At 40.6% G+C, this 19,243-nt stretch carries 22 protein-coding genes, 1 riboswitch and 1 other annotated feature; of the genes, 5 read left to right on the top strand and 17 right to left on the bottom strand.

Annotation, left to right across the window (positions count from 1 at the left end):
* Positions 1–44: 44 nt before the first annotated feature.
* Positions 45–260 (bottom strand) — a binding site (T-box leader).
* A gap of 218 nt (positions 261–478) precedes the next feature.
* The 5 genes from IHV10_RS03750 to IHV10_RS03730 form a co-directional block, all read right to left on the bottom strand.
* Positions 479–1,447 (bottom strand): sugar phosphate isomerase/epimerase family protein, encoded by a 969-nt coding sequence (locus tag IHV10_RS03750; protein ID WP_197127382.1) that lies wholly within the window; start codon positions 1,445–1,447, stop codon positions 479–481.
* A 1-nt stretch (position 1,448) separates the two neighbouring features.
* Positions 1,449–2,504 carry a Gfo/Idh/MocA family protein gene (locus tag IHV10_RS03745; protein WP_197127381.1) on the bottom strand — a complete coding sequence of 352 codons (1,056 nt, stop codon included), beginning with the start codon at positions 2,502–2,504 and terminating at the stop codon, positions 1,449–1,451.
* Entirely contained in the window at positions 2,501–3,535 is a 1,035-nt protein-coding gene (locus tag IHV10_RS03740; RefSeq protein WP_197127380.1) for a Gfo/Idh/MocA family protein, read from the bottom strand. Before IHV10_RS03740 ends, IHV10_RS03745 begins: the two co-directional genes overlap by 4 nt.
* 27 nt (positions 3,536–3,562) lie before the next feature.
* Positions 3,563–4,294 (bottom strand): ThuA domain-containing protein, encoded by a 732-nt coding sequence (locus tag IHV10_RS03735; protein ID WP_197127379.1) that lies wholly within the window; start codon positions 4,292–4,294, stop codon positions 3,563–3,565.
* Between the two features lie 88 nt (positions 4,295–4,382).
* Complete coding sequence (locus IHV10_RS03730; protein WP_197127378.1) at positions 4,383–5,399, bottom strand: LacI family DNA-binding transcriptional regulator; 1,017 nt, start codon at positions 5,397–5,399, stop codon at positions 4,383–4,385.
* Positions 5,400–5,553: 154 nt separating this feature from the next.
* Here IHV10_RS03730 and IHV10_RS03725 point away from each other — a divergent pair, with 154 nt between their 5' ends.
* The gene (locus tag IHV10_RS03725) at positions 5,554–6,642 is read left to right on the top strand and encodes an AI-2E family transporter (protein ID WP_197127377.1); all 1,089 of its coding nucleotides are present in this window, start codon (positions 5,554–5,556) and stop codon (positions 6,640–6,642) included.
* Positions 6,643–6,661: 19 nt separating this feature from the next.
* Entirely contained in the window at positions 6,662–7,513 is an 852-nt protein-coding gene (locus IHV10_RS03720) for a DUF1206 domain-containing protein (RefSeq protein ID WP_197127376.1), read from the top strand.
* An 82-nt stretch (positions 7,514–7,595) separates the two neighbouring features.
* Here the strand turns inward: IHV10_RS03720 and IHV10_RS03715 are convergent, their stop codons facing one another.
* The 9 genes from IHV10_RS03715 to thiD form a co-directional block, all read right to left on the bottom strand.
* Positions 7,596–8,834 carry an MFS transporter gene (locus IHV10_RS03715; RefSeq protein WP_197127375.1) on the bottom strand — a complete coding sequence of 413 codons (1,239 nt, stop codon included), beginning with the start codon at positions 8,832–8,834 and terminating at the stop codon, positions 7,596–7,598.
* A gap of 244 nt (positions 8,835–9,078) precedes the next feature.
* Positions 9,079–9,660 carry an ATP-dependent Clp endopeptidase proteolytic subunit ClpP gene (gene clpP / locus IHV10_RS03710; RefSeq protein ID WP_066392681.1) on the bottom strand — a complete coding sequence of 194 codons (582 nt, stop codon included), beginning with the start codon at positions 9,658–9,660 and terminating at the stop codon, positions 9,079–9,081.
* Between the two features lie 15 nt (positions 9,661–9,675).
* On the bottom strand, positions 9,676–9,885 hold the full coding sequence (locus IHV10_RS03705; protein WP_197127374.1) for a hypothetical protein: 210 nt from the start codon (positions 9,883–9,885) through the stop codon (positions 9,676–9,678).
* Entirely contained in the window at positions 9,882–10,484 is a 603-nt protein-coding gene (locus tag IHV10_RS03700) for a winged helix-turn-helix domain-containing protein (protein WP_197127373.1), read from the bottom strand. The genes IHV10_RS03705 and IHV10_RS03700 overlap by 4 nt, the downstream gene beginning before the upstream one ends.
* Positions 10,485–10,658: 174 nt before the next feature.
* On the bottom strand, positions 10,659–10,901 hold the full coding sequence (locus IHV10_RS03695; protein WP_197127372.1) for a hypothetical protein: 243 nt from the start codon (positions 10,899–10,901) through the stop codon (positions 10,659–10,661).
* Between the two features lie 67 nt (positions 10,902–10,968).
* Positions 10,969–11,481 (bottom strand): energy coupling factor transporter S component ThiW, encoded by a 513-nt coding sequence (gene thiW / locus IHV10_RS03690; protein WP_370568798.1) that lies wholly within the window; start codon positions 11,479–11,481, stop codon positions 10,969–10,971.
* Positions 11,482–11,483: 2 nt separating this feature from the next.
* The gene (thiE, locus tag IHV10_RS03685; RefSeq protein WP_197127371.1) at positions 11,484–12,161 is read right to left on the bottom strand and encodes a thiamine phosphate synthase; all 678 of its coding nucleotides are present in this window, start codon (positions 12,159–12,161) and stop codon (positions 11,484–11,486) included.
* Positions 12,158–13,060, bottom strand: coding sequence for a hydroxyethylthiazole kinase (thiM, locus tag IHV10_RS03680; protein ID WP_231619409.1), 903 nt, complete (start codon positions 13,058–13,060; stop codon positions 12,158–12,160). The genes thiE and thiM overlap by 4 nt, the downstream gene beginning before the upstream one ends.
* Complete coding sequence (thiD, locus tag IHV10_RS03675) at positions 13,047–13,859, bottom strand: bifunctional hydroxymethylpyrimidine kinase/phosphomethylpyrimidine kinase (RefSeq protein ID WP_197128189.1); 813 nt, start codon at positions 13,857–13,859, stop codon at positions 13,047–13,049. Before thiD ends, thiM begins: the two co-directional genes overlap by 14 nt.
* Before the next feature lie 95 nt (positions 13,860–13,954).
* Positions 13,955–14,060, bottom strand: a riboswitch (TPP riboswitch).
* A gap of 369 nt (positions 14,061–14,429) precedes the next feature.
* Here thiD and IHV10_RS03670 point away from each other — a divergent pair.
* Positions 14,430–14,660, top strand: coding sequence for an IDEAL domain-containing protein (locus tag IHV10_RS03670; RefSeq protein WP_231618116.1), 231 nt, complete (start codon positions 14,430–14,432; stop codon positions 14,658–14,660).
* A gap of 127 nt (positions 14,661–14,787) precedes the next feature.
* On the opposite strand, the gene IHV10_RS03665 is transcribed toward IHV10_RS03670, so the two are convergent.
* Positions 14,788–15,699, bottom strand: a complete 912-nt coding sequence (locus IHV10_RS03665) for a DUF4349 domain-containing protein (RefSeq protein ID WP_197127370.1) — start codon at positions 15,697–15,699, stop codon at positions 14,788–14,790.
* A gap of 194 nt (positions 15,700–15,893) precedes the next feature.
* On the opposite strand from IHV10_RS03665, the gene IHV10_RS03660 reads away from it, so the two are divergent.
* The gene (locus tag IHV10_RS03660; protein ID WP_197127369.1) at positions 15,894–16,922 is read left to right on the top strand and encodes a YecA family protein; all 1,029 of its coding nucleotides are present in this window, start codon (positions 15,894–15,896) and stop codon (positions 16,920–16,922) included.
* 67 nt (positions 16,923–16,989) lie between these two features.
* On the opposite strand, the gene IHV10_RS03655 is transcribed toward IHV10_RS03660, so the two are convergent.
* Positions 16,990–18,312, bottom strand: coding sequence for an APC family permease (locus tag IHV10_RS03655; RefSeq protein ID WP_197127368.1), 1,323 nt, complete (start codon positions 18,310–18,312; stop codon positions 16,990–16,992).
* Between the two features lie 155 nt (positions 18,313–18,467).
* The gene (locus IHV10_RS03650) at positions 18,468–18,641 is read right to left on the bottom strand and encodes a hypothetical protein (protein ID WP_197127367.1); all 174 of its coding nucleotides are present in this window, start codon (positions 18,639–18,641) and stop codon (positions 18,468–18,470) included.
* Positions 18,642–18,931: 290 nt separating this feature from the next.
* Here IHV10_RS03650 and IHV10_RS03645 point away from each other — a divergent pair, with 290 nt between their 5' ends.
* Positions 18,932–19,243, top strand: coding sequence for a PadR family transcriptional regulator (locus tag IHV10_RS03645; protein WP_197127366.1), 312 nt, complete (start codon positions 18,932–18,934; stop codon positions 19,241–19,243).

Genomic DNA, 19,243 nt, shown 5'->3' with positions numbered 1-19,243 from the left:
CACTCCTCACTATTATTAGAAAATAAAAAAAGCTAAACTTTTTCATTAGGGACCAATTTCATGGCGGTACCACCCTAATTCAAAGCTTAGCTTTACACTCTTTCATGATAACGGTATTTAACCGCTGGATATCTTATTAATGGAATAAGATACAGAACTCAGAGGCAGGTTCAATCGTTTGTCAGTAGAAGCTTTGCAGCCAAACAGCTTCCTCTCTTGAAAGACAGAATCGATTTACTAATCCTCTTCTTCGTTTTCTACTTCATATGTTTTTGAAATTATATGTGATATTGGTATGAACTGTCAAATTATTTTTTAATTAATGAGATTCAACATTTAATTTCATAAACAAAAACCTGTATCCCATTAACTGGGATACAGGTTTTCTCAGAGCTTGAGACTTGAATGTTAACCGTTAGAGAGTGTTCACTCCACAAATACAAATTTAGTAGATTTGTATTTGTGTGGGGTCAGACCCCTAGACCCACCACATCTCGGCTGGCTGCTCGGCGATGAGGATTGACTGCAGGTTCTTCACCGCGCGGTTGAATCCTTCGTCGATCGACATGATCGGATCTTCATGCTCGATGCTTACTACATAGTCATAACCATACGTACGAAGGGCACTCATCATGTCTGACCAGTCTTGAACAGAGTGACCACAGCCTACTGAACGGAAGCTCCAAGCGCGGTTTTGAACAGCGCCATATGGCTGCATGTCCGTTAATCCGTACATGTTGATGTTGTCTTGATCTAAGTATGTGTCTTTTGCATGGAAGTGGTGGATTGCTCCAGCTTTTCCAAGAATCTTGATTGCTGCCACAGGATCGATGCCTTGCCACCAAAGATGGGATGGATCAAGGTTCGCACCGATCGCGTCACATGTTTCTTCACGCAGCTTCAGTAACGTATATGGAGTATGCACTAAGAAACCACCGTGAAGCTCTAAGCCGATCTTCACTCCATGTTCTTTTGCAAATTGACCCCACGTGCGCCAATACGGAATCAACTTCTCTTCCCATTGCCACTTCAACACATCGCTGTATTCGTTCGGCCAAGGGGAAACGGGCCAGTTTGGATACTTTGCATTCTCAGAGTCACCCGGTACACCAGAGAAACAGTTTACCACTGGTACATTCATCAATTCAGCCAGTTCAACAGTTTTTACAAAAGTATCATGTGATTCTTTTGCAAAAGCCTCGTCTGGAGATAACGGGTTTCCATGACAACTGAACGCCGAAATCGTCAAACCTCGCTTTTCTACTTCATGTAGATATTGTGAACGCTTCTCTTCACTCTGAAGTAGTTCATCAAGCGGACAGTGAGCGTTTCCTGGATAGTTTCCAGTTCCAATCTCTACAGCTTGCACTCCCGCTTCTTTCACATAGTCAAGCATGTCTGTAAATGATTTTTGTGAAAACAAAACCGTAAACACACCTAATTTCATGCTACTTCACTCCTTTTTCATGTCCTAGTTGAATACCTTTTCCCATAAGACTGCTAGCATAGATCGCTTCGATTACGCGTGAAGTATTCATCGCTTCTTCAGCTTTCACAAGTGGTTCTGCTTTACCTAAACAGCTGTCCACAAAATTCTCTGCTTGAGGAAGACCGGGATCATCTTCTCCAAGAATCCAATCTGCTTTAGTAGTCGTCATCATACCATTTACCGCTTTATTTACCGCAAGTGGAAAGACATCTAGCCCGCCTTTATCACCAGAAATACGAAGCAGTTCTGCATCGTCCGGAATATTTGCCGCCCATGATGTTTCAAACAGAATTGTTCCCCCATTTGCAAGACGAATATATGCCGTTACGTGGTCATCAACTTCAAACGTTTCTGCATCAAACAAACCCCATTGGTTCACTTGTTCTGCTTCACGACTCACTGTGTTATACGTTTGTCCAGATACTTCACTCACAATCGGGTTATCTAGGAGCCAAAGTGTCAGATCCAACAGATGGCAGCCATAGTCGATCAAGCTTCCGCCACCTTGAAGTTCTTTATTTGTAAATACGCCCCAACCCGGAACTTTCCTTCTTCTAAGCGCTTGTACACGAACAACAAGAGGATTACCAACCTCTCCTGCTTCCATGATGCGTTTTGCAGCCTGCGACTCTTTCATGTATCGATAGTGATAGGCGATCGATAATACTTTTCCTGATCGTTTTTCTGCTTCTACCATTTCTGCGCATTCTTCAACGGTCATCGCCATCGGTTTCTCACATAAAACATGTTTGCCTGCATCTAATGCTGCAACTGTAATCTCTCTATGAAACTTGTTAGGTGTACAGATAACAACAGCATCTACATAAGGCCACATCTCTACATAACTCGTAAAATAGTTCGGTACGTGAAATTTTTCAGCAACACTTTTGGCAACATCCACGTTTACATCACTAATCGCAGTAACTTCTGCTTTTTCTCCTAACTTTTGAAAAGCGGGGATATGACGGCCTTGTGCGATGCCGCCTGCCCCGATGATCCCAACTCTTAGTTTCATGCGTGAACTCCTGTTTTAACTTTTTCGATCGTTTTCTTCTCGTTTGATTCTAAAGCAGCTAGGATAACAGCTAATGAACGCTTACCTTCTTCGCCCGTGATTAGTGGAGCTTTACCAGAGTCGAGCGCTTCAATAAAGTGATCTACCACATGTGAGTTAGATTGGTTATCATTCGTTTGAATCGCACCCATCTCGTAGCGTACAACATTTCCGTTCGTATATTGTGCGACTAAAGAATACTTCGGATCGTCTTCTAATCGAAGGATTCCTTTTTCACCATAAATAATTGTAGAATTATCTTCTTTTGCCGTGTAAGACCAACTAGCGGCCAATGTCCCGATGACCCCGCTCTCTGTTTTCAACACGCAAACAGCTGTATCATCAACGGAAGCAAACTCTTTTGCGCTCGTCTCAACAAAAGCACCAACTTCAGCAATCTCTTCTCCAAGAATGTATCGGATCAAGTCTGTTTTATGAACTCCAAGATCACCCATTGCACCGATAAACGCTTCATCCTTTTTAAAGAACCAGCTGTTCACACCATCTACGCTCCAGCCTTCGGGTCCTGGGTGCCCAAAAGCCGTTCGGAAGCTGTAAATTTTTCCGATATCACCAGACGCAATCAGCTCACGCGCTTTCTGGTGTGCCGGAACAAAGCGCTGATTATGACCAATCATTAGCGTTTTTCCGCTCTTTTCTGCTGCTGCGATCATTTCCTCTGCTTCTTGAAGCGATGTTGCCATCGGTTTTTCACATAAAACGTGCTTTCCAGCATGTAAAGCTGCAATTGAAATCGGTGCGTGAAGAAAGTTAGGCGTACAAACACTTACTGCATCAACTTCTTCAAGTGCAAGAAGATCATTATAATCCGTAAAGATCTTTCCTCCGTATACCGACTGTGTTGATTCAGCACGCTCTTTTATGATGTCACAAACAGCAACGATCTCTACGTCTCCATTAGCCGCATATTCTGGAAGGTGACGATGTTGTGCGATACTACCGCAACCGATAATTCCAACTTTAATTGTCATGAGTATTTCCTCCTTATAGTGGGTGCTTTATATTTTCACTTGGCTTGAGATCGCTTCAAGCGGTTTTGCATTTCCGTATTTTGGAGCTTCACTGCCTGAAGGAGCTAAGAATGATACTGCATTCGTGATCACTTTTTGCACATCTTCGTTGTAATACGTTGGATACGTTTCATGTCCCGGACGGAAATAGAATACTTTTCCTTTGCCACGATTGTACGCTGCTCCTGATCGGAACACTTCTCCACCTTCAAACCAGCTGACAAATACAAGATCATCTGGAGCAGGAATATCAAAATGCTCCCCATACATCTCTTCTTTTTCAAGCTCGATGTATTCACCAAGTCCGTTTGCTATCGGATGGCTTGGATTAACAATCCAGATGCGTTCTTTTTCATCAGCTTCACGCCACTTAAGGTCACACGATGTTCCCATCAGCTTTTTAAATATTTTTGAGAAGTGACCAGAGTGAAGAACGAGTAGACCCATTCCATCAAGAACGCGTTGATAAACTTTATTTACGATTTCATCTTCTACTTCATCATGAGCTAAGTGTCCCCACCAAACTAACACATCGGTGTTGTTTAATACTTCTTCTGTTAGACCATGCTGAGCTTCATCAAGTGTTGCTGTGTTCACATCATGCCCTGCTTTTTCTAGGAATTCTTGAATAGCACCATGAATTCCTTTTGGATATATTTCTTTTACTACTGGATTTTTCTGCTCATGGCGGTTTTCATTCCAAACTGTTACTTTAATCATTTATAACTTCCTCCTATGTGTGTAAGCGTTTTACGTAAACGTTTACGTAAATCCCAAATAAAAATGAAGCTTTGAGTTAACCCGCTTTTTACTTGTCACAAAATTCACTGACTGATTGCCTTTCCACAATGTTAAAAGGCATATAACGGCTTTTTGCTTCTTGTTGTTCACCTTTAATCAAACTGACTAGCATTTCACCTGAGGTCTGTCCCATATCCTTTAACGGCTGAGATACAGTCGTTAGTGGCGGATAACACATCTCAGCAATCTTCAGATTATCATAACCGATGATTGATAGTTCCTCTGGCACCCTTATTCCTAACTGATGTGCAGCAGACATTGCTCCAATGGCCATCTCATCACTTGCTGCGAATAATGCGGTCATATCTGGCAGTTTTTTTAGCAGAAGTGGCAAGGATTCTTTTCCGTTTTGAAAACGATAACCCTCATTTTTCGTTATGTGATTGTTAGTAATAGAAAGGCCATTACTTTCGAGAGCTTTTTGAAATCCTTGCATTCTTGGTACTCCAGCAATCGGATCCTCATCGCTTCCACCGATCATGCCAATCACTTTATGACCTTTTCCAATTAAATACTCTGTAGCTTGAAATGCTCCATCAAAATCATTTACCCGAACAAATGGCAAATCGTATTTGGATGAAGCCGTAGAAACAAGGACAACAGGTACTTTCATCTCTTGAAAGATTTTATAGTACTCTTCTTTAACATCTTCTGAAGCAAAGATGATTCCATCTACTCGTTTTTCTTGCAGCAGCCTCAAATATTTCACGGTTCTCTTCCCACTCGAAGTCGTGTTGCAGACGATTACGCTGAACCCTTCGTCGTGAGCTGCATTCTCTACACCTTCTAATACTTCTGATGAAAGCATTCCGGATACATCCGGAAAAAGAACCCCTATCGTCTGTGTCCGCTTGTTGATGAGCCCGCGTGCGATGGCGTTAGGCTGATAACCGAGTGCTTCGATAGATTGCTGAACTTTTTTCTTTGTTTCCTCCGAATAGCCAGGCAACCCGTTTACAATCCGAGATACTGTAGCGATTGAAACGTTTGCATGCTTGGCAACATCTTTTATTGTCGGATTCAAAACATCTCCCTGCTTTCTTGTTACGTAAACGTTTACATTTACACTTACAATCTATCAGCGCTCTTAGAAAAAGTCAATTATTTTATTATCAAAATAAGATTACGAATTACTAAAAAGGGAAAAGACTACTATTATGAAATGGAGGTCAGATTTAATGTGGTATCAGCACTCATTTTTCAAGTACGCCGCAGGCTCAGTTTTACTATTAATGATCCTTTATTTACTAGGGAAAATTGATTACCTGCTTGACTTCCTTTATCTTGTTATATCTAGCGTTTTCTTTCCTTTGTTTATCGCTGGGTTGCTTTATTATCTGCTTAGACCGGTCATACGTTTTTTAATGGAGAAAAAAGTCCCTAAGTTTGTAGCCATCATGGTAGTGATGGTCGGTTTGATCTTAGCGATATCTAGTGTTGCCACGCTAACCGTCCCCGTTGTAGCCGATCAGCTTTCTAGTATCACTGACGATTTCCCAAAAAAGATTGGTGAAGCTACTGAAAAGACAGGCACGATGATTACTGGAAGCAAAAAATCATTCGTCGACAGCACACATATAACAAAGTTAGCCACACAACGGCTTGAAAAGTTTACAAGTACAGTTTCAAAAGATGTTATTGCTCTTGTAGCCACATTGACAAACATTGCTTTAGTATTGTTAGTGGTCCCTTTTATTCTTTTTTACTTGTTGCTTGACGATAAGAAATTTTTTAACTATTTTTTAAGGTTTACTCCTCATCACATGGAGCATGAAGTCGCAGCGATTGTTAGAGACATAGACTCTACCCTGTCTTCCTACATAAAAGGTCAAGTTCTCGTTGCTTGGTTTGTAGGTATTTTTATGTTTGCGGGGTATCTATTGATCGGATTAAAGTTTGCCTTAGTACTTGCTCTTTTTGCAGTTCTAACAAATGTGATTCCTTTTTTAGGACCGTTTATCGGGGTGTTTCCTGCTCTTTTAGTAGGTTTGATCCAAGACCCGTTTATGGCTGTAAAAGTCGCAATCGTAACGCTCGTTGTACAACAAGTAGAGGGAAATATTTTGTCTCCTCAAATCATGGGAAAACAGCTTCGTATCCATCCGCTCACCATCATCCTAGTCGTACTCATGGCAGGTGCAGCATTTGGGTTTATCGGTCTGCTTTTAGCCATCCCTACTTATGCTGTCTTAAAGACGATCATCAGTAACGTATACCGTATTTACTTGCTCTATAACCCACCTGAGTCTAGAAGTAATTTGCTTTGAAAGGAGAAAAGTACTCATCGTGAAACAGCCTTTTGTAAAGAAACCAACAGTTAAAGATAAAATTAAAAGTCGTTTTGAGTCCTATCGCCCTTGGGTCCACCGTACTGCACGTATCGGTTATCTTTCAAAAGGTATCGTTTACATCATTATCGGCATTCTTGCTTTAATCATGTCTATTGGAAAGCATCCGAGTGAAGCAAGTTCAAACGGAGCACTCTATACGATCGCTCAACAGCCTTTTGGTCCAATATTATTGATTTTGCTTTCCTTAGGCTTGAGTGCGTTTGCTTTTTGGCAGATTGTTAAAGCTCTTTTCGATCCTGAATGTGTGAAGCATGACTGGAAAAGATGGTTTAATAGGTTAGGTTTTTTAATTATTGCAGGCGTTTATATCGCCATGTGTATCAGTTCTTTACGCATATTGTTTCGTGCAAGAGCAAAATCTTCTGATGAAACTTACCAAACGCTTTCTGCACAAATGCTCTCACAGCCTTTTGGTCAACTGTTAGTCGCTATTGGAGGTATTGTTTTTGCCATAACAGGAATCGTATTTATGTACCGAGCCTTTACACACCGATTTAAACGCGACTTAAAGAAGAATGAAATGAATAAAAAAGAATGGCGATGGAGCGGTTATATTGGAACATTTGGAATGGCTGCCCGCGGTATCGTTTTTATGATTATTGCGTTCTTTCTAGTTCGTACGGCTATACTTGCTGATCCAAAAGAGACTCGGGGTTTGGATGGCGCACTCTTGGAGCTTGCGTCACAACCGTTTGGTCCAGTGCTTCTTGCAATCGTATCACTCGGCTTTATCTCATATGGCATATTCATGTTCGCAAGTGCCAGATATAGACGATTGAATAACTAAACAAAGCCCCCTGTCTCTAAAGAGACAGGGGGCTTTGTTTTTGTGAGAAAGACATATTGAAGAGAAATGTCTTTGTTTGGGGTCAGACCCCAGAAGACCATTTCTCAAGAGTCTTATCTGTAGGCAGCATGACCGTTAACAATCCGACTAACGGTAAGAAGCTGATCAAGAACATCGTGTTTGAGATGCTCGTCACGTCAGCGACCTTACCAAGCACTACCGACCCGAGGGCTCCCATACCAAACGCCAGACCAACGATCAAACCTGATACCATACCGATTCTACCAGGTACAAGCTCTTGGGCATATACGACAGTCACCGAAAAACTTGTGTTCAAGATAAAGCCGATCAAGAAAAACAAAGGAATAACAGCCCATAACCCTACGTGGGGTAGAAGTAAAGCGAGTGGTGCTGACCCGACCATCGACCAAAAGATCATGTTTCGTTTTCCTAACCGGTCTGCGATTGGTCCTCCAAAGAAAGTTCCAAGTACACCTGAAGCCATGAAAACAAACAAGTAGATTTGTGCTTGTCTAATAGTAAGTCCATAATCATCGATCAAATAAAATTGATAATAGTTGCCGATTCCAGAGAAGTACCAAGAACGTGCAAAAACTAAAAAGACGAGCAGTGCCATCGCTCCGATAACTTGGTTTTTTCGTTTCTTATCAATTTTCTTTTTCTCACCGGTTTGCTTTTGAACACGCGGGAAATGAACAAGCTGTTTGGCATACCAGCCGGAAACATAAAACAATACGAAGATAGCGATAGCCGCTAGCGAAGTAAACCATACAGCTCCGAACTGTCCGAGCGGTACGAAAACGAGCGCAGTCATCACAGGGGCCAGTGAGCTCCCTGTATTCCCTCCGACTTGATAGATGGATTGTGCTAGTCCTCGACGGTTTCCAGCTGCCATATAAGCGACTCTAGACCCTTCAGGATGAAAGACAGCAGAGCCTAAACCAATACCAATAACTGAAATGATAATCATATAAAAGGAATCCGCAAACGCGATCCCCAGCATACCTACTAAACTCGCCATCATTCCAACTGGGAGTATATAAGGTGAAGTTGTTCTATCCGTATACCAACCAATCACCGGCTGCATGATGGAAGATGTGATGTTTAAAGTAAAAGCAATCCATCCAAGCTGAGTAAAAGTCAGATTCATTGATTTCTCTAAAATTGGAAAGATAGCTGGTATAACAGCCTGCATGGAATCGTTTAATAAATGCACAAAACTTATGGCAAAAAGAATGGAATAGATCGTTTTTTGTTGGTTAGAAGATGAATCTATCGACTTGCCTGTTGGAGCTGACATCCTTCATTCCTTCTTTCGTTTATCTTTAAAAGCTCATACACTTTTAAATTATGTAACTTACATTAGATTACCATATTCAGATGGATCAAAACGAAATCGCACGTATTTTACATTCAAAATGAAGCAAACACCCGCGAAGAAAATCTCAAAACAACACGGGAAATAAATTGTTTGGGGACTGACCCCATACAAGAAGCCAGCCCATGTTTCATGGCTGGCTTCTTACCTTGCTCTTATTCTATTTCTAGATCTTCTCGATCACTTTATCAATGATCCCGTATTTTAATGCTTCCTCTGCAGACATGAAATAATCACGGTCTGTGTCTTTTTCCACCTTTTCAATCGGCTGGCCGGATCGATCAGAAATGATCTTATTCAACAACTCGCGTGTTTGTAAGATGCGTTTCGCGTGAATCGCCATATCTGATGCCTGCCCTTGTGTTCCACCTAACGGCTGGTGTATCATCACTTCTGCGTTCGGAAGCGCATAACGCTTGCCTTTTGCACCAGCTACCATGAGAACAGCTCCCATTGAAGCCGCCATGCCGATGCAGATAGTCGAAACATCGGGTTTAATGAATTGCATCGTGTCATAGATCGCTAGCCCCGCAGTAACAGAACCTCCTGGTGAGTTGATGTAGATGGAGATGTCTTTGTCAGGATCTTCAGCTGCTAGAAAGAGTAATTGAGCAACGATGGAATTTGCTACGTTATCATCGATCGCGCTCCCCAGCATAATGATTCGATCTTTTAACAAGCGTGAGTAAATATCGTAAGACCGCTCTCCGCGATTTGTAGATTCTACTACCATTGGAATTAGATTCATCTGTTTTCCTCCTAGTTAGGCTGCGATTGCCATCGGGTTTGTATTTGTTTTTGGTGTAACATGTATTTTTCCAAATCCTGATGTGATAAAAATAATTTTAGCTGGTTCCTGTACCGTTTCTGTTTCTGTAACCTGTACTTCTGTTTTCATAGGAATGATGTTAGTATCATCACTTGCTGCTTCGCGATTGATTGGGATAACCGTACTTTTATTCTCCTTATTCACGTTGTGCCGCCTCCTTCAGGTTTTGGATACATCGCCATTGAAACGTAGTACATCTTTGCATTCTCTTCGTTCGGTTTGTGGTGTTTTTGAATGAGAGTGGTGAGCATATCTGCATATTCCTGCAAAAAAAGATTGCGGTGTTCAACGTTGGAAAGTGCTAGTTCCATTTCCATCACTGCGCTTGGTATCTCTTCATCTTCCGACTGCTCCATTAAGGAAATGGCATCTCGTTTGATCTTCTCAGTGAGTGATAACACATGAGCAAGAGCCGTTTGATCTTGGAGCTTTTTCATCGTGTCAGCAGAGAGACCTAGTGAATCTGACAATAAAAACGAACGGCCGACACTTACGTATAGAACTTCTACAAGGTTTCTTACATTCCTTGTGCCTGCACGTACTACAAGGCCTACTTTTTCAAGTGCTTTAAGATGATAATTCATTTTTTGAGCGGAATCGTTCATTCTTTTTGATAGCTCTGTCGCAGAACGCGGCTCCTTTAACAAACTTATGAGCTCAGATCTTACAGGATGCAATAGCGCAGCTGCTTGTTCTGGTTCTGTGACAATAAACGTCTCTGGCATACTTTGATTCCTATTCACTCTCATCACCTCACTTCATTATTTGGCCTGACGTAAAAATATAACTTTACGTAAAATTATTTTATTACGTTACACGTCATTTTGTCAAAGATTTGAAAAAAATATACGTTTGCCTATAGAAAGAAACAAAAAAAACAGACTGACTTCTCTTCAGCCTGCTTCTTTTTATACTCCTTATACGAACGGTCCGATTCCAAGGATGAAAAAGACCGTGGCCATTCCTGCGTTCAACCAAAATTCCGTTTTTTGATTAAAAATTTTTCGCTCTACTGCCCGAAAAATAAAAATCACCATCAAGATTGAAAATAATACAGTTGGACTTTCCCAAGTCTTACCGTTATAAATAGCCAAAAGTAGCCCTAAGAACATGAGAACCATTTCTGTATACACCCAGCGTTTTGGACGTTTTTTCATCATATCGGCCCCCTATTCACCGGTTGATAGTACATAGTGTACGATGTAGAGGCCTATCTGGTGCATTTCTTCATACAGATTTTTCTTGGTTCGATCTTAGCCAGTTTTTTGCTGCAACATTTTTATGAAGTACACGGATGACTAACAAACCGATTACTCCACCCACAATTGAACTGACTAAAAAAGGAGTGACAAAAAAGAATGCGCCAGTTTTTGTTCCTAGAAAAACTGTAGCTACTGGCACTGCTATAATAGCTCCGATGATCCCTGTCCCTATCCATTCGCCTATAACGGCAAAGACATACTTTCTTCCCTTTTTATAAAGGTACCCTGCTACAAATGCCCCGATCATTCCTCCTGGGAAAGCAAGCAATGAACCGATTCCAAATAAGTTACGCAACAAGCCGATACTAAAAGCTATAATAACTGCCGGAATGGGTCCAAGTGTCACACCTGCCATCACGTTGATCGCGTGCTGAACGGGAAACGCTTTTGCCACCCCAGCAGGAATCCAAAACAAATGAGAACAGATTGTCCCAATTGCGACCAACATCGCCATTACAGTAATCTTTTGGACAGAAATCTTCACTTACGATTCTCTTTTGCACGATGGATAGAATGAAGCAGATTAACGGAAGCGGATGTAGGATTTATTGCACCACTGATTGCTGAGATAACTGCAACACCATCAGCACCTGCTTCAATGACCTTACTCGCGTTTTCAAGTGTGATTCCACCGATCCCAACAAGTGGGACGTTTATCTGGTTGCTGCGAAGTTCTCTGATTAAATCAACTCCTACCGGAATCTTCGCATCAGCTTTTGTGGACGTTTGATAGATCGGACCTGCGCCGATATAATCCGCACCATGTTTGATAGCGTCGGCTGCCTCAGTTAGAGTATGTGCCGAAACACCTAATAGTTTACCTTCTGTTTCACGGCGTATGATATCCAGCTTTCCATCTGTCTGACCAACATGAAGGCCATCTGCATCAACCGCCTTCATCAAGTCTAGATCGTCATTCACGATAAAAAGAACATCATGTTCTTGACAAACTTCCTTTGCACGTTTTGCCATTTCTAACTGATTTTGACCACTTAAACAGTTCACACCTTTTTCCCGGAACTGAAAGGCAGTAATCCCGCCTTCGATCGCTTGCAAGAGAATACGATAAAAATCTTCTGGTGAACTGCAGTTCATCGTTCCAGCTACAAAATAAAGTGATAGATCTTGTTCTAAACGTGTTTTAGCTTTGGTTCTCATCTATTTGCCCCTTCCTTCAACATGTGATCTTGCCAGTGGATTGTTTCATGAAATATTTCATGGGTAGTCTCTAACTGAAAAAGCTGGTCAAGAAGATTTTGTTGAAAGCTTCCTGGTCCTTGAGCAGTTTTAACAGCTTCTTCTGCCGCTTTAGTAAGCATTAATATAGCTAATGCGGTTCGTTCTAAGACTGGCATGTTTACTGTCTCCTTTGTGACTTCTTTTTTCAGATTGGCTTGATATAGAGCTACCATTGAGGTAGCAAAGCATCCTGTCCCTGTGACATAAGAAAGCATCGGATCCCCATGAGAAAGCACGATAGCTTTTTCACCATCTGAAATAACATCCTTACTTCCAGTCATGGCGATAAGACAGCCTGTTTGCTTTGCCGCAGCCCCCGCAAGCTTGATCAGATCATCTTCAGACGTCGCCAAATCACCATCCACACCTTTTCCTTCCCAAGCCCCTTCAGCCAGAAACTGCATTTCAGCAGCATTTCCGCAAATTGTCAGAATTCTTCGGGGTCTGACCCCCTTCAATTCTGAATATTCAAACAACAACTTCTTTACGAGCTCTTGCCTGAATGATGATAGACCTACTCCTACTGGATCAAGGACAACTGGAACCTCAGCGTACAATGCTTTACGAAGTGCGAGTATCATAGATTTTGCTGAAGCTTCATCTATTGTTCCAATGTTCAGGACTAACGCATCGGCAACCCCTACAGCTTCTTCAACTTCACATGCGTCATGCACCATCATTGGACTCCCTCCTGCTGAGAGGACTCCATTGGCCAGAAAGTTCATGGTGACATTATTCGTTATATGATGAATGAGTGGCTTTTCTGCTCTAATCTGTGAAACAAACGTTTTCCATTCTTGTATCCTAGTATTGTTCATGTGCAATCCTCCTATAGGCAAAATGATTGACCGGTCCATGACCTGAACCAACATCGATTCCATGTTCAATTGCGGTCTGTATATATTTCTTAGCATGCACGATCGCACTATCGACCTTTTTCCCGTATGCAAGCTCTGCAGCCAATGCTGCTGAAAACGTACAACCCGTTCCGTGAGTATTTTTCGTTTGAATCCGCTTCTCTACAAGTTCAATCATCTCTATGCCATTAAATACCAGATCCGAAACAAATTCACCGTTTCCAAAGTGTCCGCCTTTTACTACAACATGATCAGCACCCGAATCAAACAAAACTCTTGCCGCTTCTTCTCTAGCCTCGCTGCTGTTTATCGTTATACCTGTTAATGCTTCAGCTTCAGGAATGTTTGGTGTGACGATCTTCGCTAGCGGTAGCATACATGTTTTCATAGCATGTAATGCTTCTTCTCCTAACAATGTAGCCCCACCTTTTGCGATCATAACTGGATCGACCACTACGTTTTCCCATCCGAATTTAGTTATCATATAAGCTGTTCTCTCAATATATTCACCTGAAAAGAGCATTCCAGTCTTTATCGCATCCGGCGTCAAGTCACTGCCTATAGACACTAACTGAGCTTCTAAACCTTCTATAGAAACTGGATATACGCCTTGAACGCCTGTCGTATTCTGTGCAGTGACTGCCGTAAGGACGGACATACCATACACGCCTAATTCTTGAAACGTCTTTAGATCAGCCTGAATACCTGCACCACCGCCACTATCTGATCCTGCAATCGTAAGTGCTTTACTTACCTTTATCAGTTGTCCCATATTCATCTACCTCCTAATTCCTAATGCAAAAAAAGCCACCCGCTGATTGGCGGGTGGCTTAAAATTTCATTTCATAAAGGAAACTGTTATCCACACCGCTTCCCTACGCCAGTATGAACTGGATCAGGTTCAAAGGGTCGAAGGTCACAACCTTCTCTCAGCTTAAAATAAGCACCCCTAGCGAAAATGACATTATTGAGTTAACACAATCCTACTCATACATAAACAACAATGTCAATTATTTTTAGGTTACGTGTTTCAAAAAGTTTAACCATCTTTAAATACGGGGAAATAATAACTAACACACTATTACAACATAAAAAAAATAGAATTTAAACAATTGTAACAAAGAGCAGCGAACAGAAATAAAAATGACAAATCATTAACATTTTTCCCAAAAGGTGGTGAAAACATAGCACTTTAGATACAATGTATAAATTTTTTCAGAATTTTCAAATAAAATGGTTGTCATTAGGCATCTTGCTCAGTATACTAGTAGAAACCTAGAAACATAAAAGGTTAATTGGATAGGGAGATAATTTTAAGGAGGGAAACAGGATGAAAGACAAAAACACTTCTTTTAACAAGAACCAAAATGAGATGGTGCAATACAAACAACAAAAAAGAGACCCATTTGCCTTCAGCCTTATTGCCCAAATGGTATTAGATGAGGCCCTTCACAATTATTACAAAGCGTATTATGAGAGAGAAATTGACATTGCCTTGGATACAAAAGATAAAGAACGTTTTATGAAATTAAGCGCAGAATACAAAGCGTTTCTCAGCTAGTGCTTTAAAACGGCACACCACTTAAAAGGTGCCGTAAAAGCCAAAACACCCTTTCAGCAAACGGATCATCCGTGCTGCAGAGGGTGTTTCTGACGTCCCAGTTACTGACAGGTTAAACACATATCTCTTAAGACATAGTTGTCGGTGATTCCGGCTTTTTCTTTTGTTCTGTTTTTCGTCTCCGCCACCATACATAAACCACAATAATTACAATCAGCCAAATCGGTGCTAATCCTAAAATACTCACTACAATTAATGAAATCGCAGACATTAAAAAGTTTACCGTATCCATAAAAAGCACCTTCGTTTTTGCCCACGTATTTAACCCTTCTGTTTGAAGTTCTTGCGCTTTTAAATTTTTCACTTCAAATTGTATCGTAACCGTTGAGTAATCACTTTGATTTTTCAAAAAGTTTAAGCGCCCTTCTACCTGTTCTATCTCTTCTTGTACGGCAGCTAGGTCACCAGATATCTTTAATAAGTCTTCTGTCTTCTGTGCGTCCTTCATAAAAGCCTCAAGACGTTCCCTAACTTGTTGCTTTGCTTTCAACCGTGAAGTCAGATCAACATATTCTTCTGTAACGTCTTCTCCAGTAACATTTTCGTGTGGTGTTCCTTTACTTAAACTTCGAACATCATCTAAAAACACACGAAAACTTTTCATCGGCACACGAACAACCATCACACCAGATTCATCATTCTTTTCACCTATACTAGTAGGAGACTCAACCATATATCCGCCTGTCTTCTCTGCCGTTTCTCGAACAGTCTCCATCGAGCTTTGCAATTTATCCACTGCGATCATGAGATCAGCGTTATAAATTACTTTCCTTTGGTTTTTTAGTTGCTGTTCCGCTTTATCATTATCTGATTCACCATTCCTACTTCCCTCTTCTGATGAACTCTCTACCTTGGCTTCTGACTGTTTCCCACCACTATCTTGATCTATAGCTTTATCACTTTTCGAACTGCTCTCACTGCTGCATGCACTCAACAGAAGTACAGCAACAAATACCCACAATTTCCATTTTTCCCACATATCGTGATACCCCCTTTTTCGCTTAGACGCTTTTTAGAAGAAAAAGGTTTCAGTTCCCAAAAAAACCAACCTATTGAATGATTTTTTCTGAGACATTTTTGTGATAAAATAGTGTCTGATGATTTGTAGTTTGAAAAAAAACCGATTTATGCTAGTATGTACAGGATAAGTAAGTGGTTTACTGGAGGAATAGCATGTCAATGATAGGAAGAAATGATCCGTGCTATTGTGGCAGCGGAAAAAAATATAAAAAATGTTGCTTACATAAAGAAGAGCAAACACGTGAAGTATCCTTCCATCAAGAAGGACTCATCAAATATGCCTTGGAGAACTATCAGCAGGATTTAGCTGAACGTACATCCAAGTATGTGAAAAAGTACCCTGTGGCTAAAGAGCAAGAACAAACATACGCAAATATTGCAGTTTGTTGGGAAATTTTCTGCTCAGAGATTAAGGATAATAAAACGCCTGTACAACTTTATGTAGAGAAAGTGAAGAACGCTGTTAAACCAGAAGTCGCGGAAATACTAGCTGGTTGGACAACAGCTTCACCATCCCTTTATAAAGTAATTGAGCAGAAGACAGGATTCATCTTTACCGTACAGGATATTTGGACAGAAGCTGTGTATGATGTAACAATCAATGCTGCTGAAAAGCCAAAAACAGAAAGTGCTCTACTTGGAACACTCGTTTCAAACGGCATCAACCATGAGTTTTATGTTGGATATGTGGAAATGCCTATGACTGAACTTCCACCGTTAAAAGCTGCGATAGAAGATATTCAGCCACAAAGCGATGCGAACGAAATATTTAGAAGCGAGTTCCCTGCTGTACTTCAGCTCTCTTTGATTGATATTAGTGCTGGTGTGCCTCAGTCTCAACCTGAGAACACAGCAACTGGTACAACAACGTCAAGAGTTGAAAAAACGGAAGAAGCAACGGATTTGAAAGATGAAAAATACAACGCTGTAACTGAACTCGTTAAAGCGAACGCTGAGACAGAAGTTGTTGAAGAAGCAGAAAAGCTTTGGAGCGAGTACATTACAGAAAGTAAGCCTGCTATCCGTAAAGAAGAGATCTATGCGGCTGCTCTTGATTACCTCGTCTCAAAAGACATTAGAGGTATCGCTTCAACTCAAGCAGAAACGGCTAAAAAGTATGGCGTATCACCAGCTAGTCTATCTTCACGTTATCGTGAAATGAAAGAATTATTAAGCGTATAAACGATTACTTGAATAACCCGCCTATTGTTTTAGGCGGGTTTTATCATGCAAAAAAACAAGATCTCCTTTATAAGGAGTCTTGTTTTTTATTACGCTCTAGCCAGTAATAAACGGGCAGTCCAGCAACAGTTATAAAGATTGCCGTAAAACTATCAATAGGGTCGTTGAGTATAGTCGCGACAACAATATATAAAGAGCCTAAGATCGCGAAAATAGGAACGACTGGAAATAACGGTACGCTATAGACTCGCTTTTGGTCTTTATTGCGTTTACGCAGTTTAAACACAGCATAAAAAGCAAATATATAAAAGATGTAAACCGCAAATATAGCCATCTCTGATAGATAGTCTGGATCTGTAACAATCATCATCATAATAGCAATTACTACTTGCAAATACGTAGCAGCGATAGGAGTACCATATTTTTCACTGACTGAGCTGAACGTTTTTGCCATCGGAAGCTGATTTCTTTCTGCCATAGCAAAAGGAACACGTGGAATGGTTAAAATCTTACCGTTCAAACAACCAAATATGGATACCGCGATGCCGACTGCTATTAGTTTCCCGCCTAGTGGTCCAAAAAGGATCGTTGCTGCTGCTGATGCAGAATTCTCTCCTAGTCTTACGATTTCTGAAGCAGGTAAAACGTGAAACAGTGCAATGTTAACTAACAGATATGCTGCCATAACGACCAAGATTCCACCAATAATAGCTTTAGGTAACGTTTTTCCGGGATCCTTCATCTCACCTGCTACGAATCCAACCATCAACCAGCCATCATAAGCAAAAAGTGTCGCTAAAATCGCTGCACCCATTGTTATTTCAACAACTGCCCCACTTGAAGCATTTAAGATCTGTTCATTTCCTTGTGTTAATCCAAAAACAATGATCAGCACGATCGGAACCAGTTTTCCTATCGTAAATATATTTTGGATAAAACCTCCATACTTTGTGCCAAAGTTATTAACGACGGTGAGAAAAAGTACAGTTCCTATTCCAATCCAAGGTCCTAAGTATTCTTTCCATGAGAATAAATGAACCATTAACGAACCGAAATATAATCCTAGAGCACCGATTACCGCCGGCCCATAAATAACAGTTTGAACCCAACCACTCAAGTATCCCCAGAGCTTACCGTAAACTTCTTCCATATAGACATACAAACCACCTGTCTTTGGAATCTGCGTTGCCACTTCAGCGATCGTTAATCCGCCAGCTATCGTGATCAACCCTCCAAGAGCCCAAGCTAATAGTGCAAGGTTGGAATTTCCTGTATACTCAAGCACACTTCCAGGTTTCATAAAAATCCCTGATCCAATAACCGTTCCAATAACGATGGACATGGCTACGGAAAGCCCAATATCTTTTTTCAATGCTGCGTCTTGATTCATGTTGTGTTCACTCCCTAAAAAAACCTACAAAACAAAATGTCCATCTGAAAAAGACTAGTGTCACTTTAACACATACAGCATTGAGCTGTCACTACCTCGCTAAAAAGACAGTTAATTCAGTTTTTTGAAAATGTGTTCTATAGAGTCGGAAAAATTCAGAGTTCCTTTCGCCGTGATAACTGTTTTTTGATAAAAGCTTTCTCGATCAGATTATTGAGCTGTCGTTCAAGTTCCTTTTTTTCTTTTACATTCGATTCATGTCTTATTTTCTTCTTCAGTTCACGAATCATAAGCTTTTCTTCTGATGAAAAATGAGAAGAATGCAACAACGTAATCACCTCATTTCAAATTTGATTCACTGAACTTCCTTCTATTTATTAGGATAAGTTAATCTCACATCCATAACCTTTCATGTGTAATAAAATCTAACACTCTATTTCCAGATGTGAATTCCATTGTCACAATTTTTATAAGGTGTTTACTTTTGAAAGCCAAATCTTTTTATAGTCTACTTTTAAATTTTCCAAATTCAGGCTTGAGTTCATAAGATAAAGATGGTAATATTTGTTTTGACAGTACCTTGCAATAAACAGTACTAAGTAAAGTGGTGATGTATTTAGTGAACGTTCAGTTTAAAAAAGGGGTTCTTGAACTATGTGTTTTAGTTCTCACTTCACAAAAAGATCGATATGGCTATGAATTAGTGGAAGAGATATCCAAAAAATTCGAGATCTCAGAAGGTACGATCTATCCACTCGTTAGAAGATTAACAAAAGAAGGCCTCTTTTCCACTTATCTTATGGAATCTACAGAAGGACCACCGAGAAAGTACTATAAGATTACAGAAAAAGGAATAGAGATGAAAGAAATTCTTGTGGATGAATGGAAACAGTTTACAAAAGGGGTAAGCGAAATGTTAGAGGAGGAATAA

This window comes from Fictibacillus sp. 5RED26, from assembly GCF_015903895.1.
Classification (GTDB): domain Bacteria; phylum Bacillota; class Bacilli; order Bacillales; family Fictibacillaceae; genus Fictibacillus; species Fictibacillus phosphorivorans.
Note: the sequence above shows the minus strand (reverse complement) of the source record. Positions and strands in the feature narration are given on the sequence as shown.

Excerpts from the sequence above, each read along its gene's own strand:
- IHV10_RS03660 (WP_197127369.1), top strand. The coding sequence starts at position 15,894 with ATGTCAATGATAGGAAGAAATGATCCGTGCTATTGTGGCAGCGGAAAA.
- IHV10_RS03725 (WP_197127377.1), top strand. The coding sequence starts at position 5,554 with ATGTGGTATCAGCACTCATTTTTCAAGTACGCCGCAGGCTCAGTTTTA.
- thiM (WP_231619409.1), bottom strand. The coding sequence starts at position 13,060 with ATGAACAATACTAGGATACAAGAATGGAAAACGTTTGTTTCACAGATT.
- IHV10_RS03655 (WP_197127368.1), bottom strand. The coding sequence starts at position 18,312 with ATGAATCAAGACGCAGCATTGAAAAAAGATATTGGGCTTTCCGTAGCC.
- clpP (WP_066392681.1), bottom strand. The coding sequence starts at position 9,660 with ATGAATCTAATTCCAATGGTAGTAGAATCTACAAATCGCGGAGAGCGG.
- IHV10_RS03670 (WP_231618116.1), top strand. The coding sequence starts at position 14,430 with ATGAAAGACAAAAACACTTCTTTTAACAAGAACCAAAATGAGATGGTG.
- IHV10_RS03695 (WP_197127372.1), bottom strand. The coding sequence starts at position 10,901 with ATGATGAAAAAACGTCCAAAACGCTGGGTGTATACAGAAATGGTTCTC.
- IHV10_RS03665 (WP_197127370.1), bottom strand. The coding sequence starts at position 15,699 with ATGTGGGAAAAATGGAAATTGTGGGTATTTGTTGCTGTACTTCTGTTG.
- IHV10_RS03750 (WP_197127382.1), bottom strand. The coding sequence starts at position 1,447 with ATGAAATTAGGTGTGTTTACGGTTTTGTTTTCACAAAAATCATTTACA.
- IHV10_RS03740 (WP_197127380.1), bottom strand. The coding sequence starts at position 3,535 with ATGACAATTAAAGTTGGAATTATCGGTTGCGGTAGTATCGCACAACAT.
- IHV10_RS03715 (WP_197127375.1), bottom strand. The coding sequence starts at position 8,834 with ATGTCAGCTCCAACAGGCAAGTCGATAGATTCATCTTCTAACCAACAA.
- thiE (WP_197127371.1), bottom strand. The coding sequence starts at position 12,161 with ATGAGAACCAAAGCTAAAACACGTTTAGAACAAGATCTATCACTTTAT.
- IHV10_RS03745 (WP_197127381.1), bottom strand. The coding sequence starts at position 2,504 with ATGAAACTAAGAGTTGGGATCATCGGGGCAGGCGGCATCGCACAAGGC.
- IHV10_RS03735 (WP_197127379.1), bottom strand. The coding sequence starts at position 4,294 with ATGATTAAAGTAACAGTTTGGAATGAAAACCGCCATGAGCAGAAAAAT.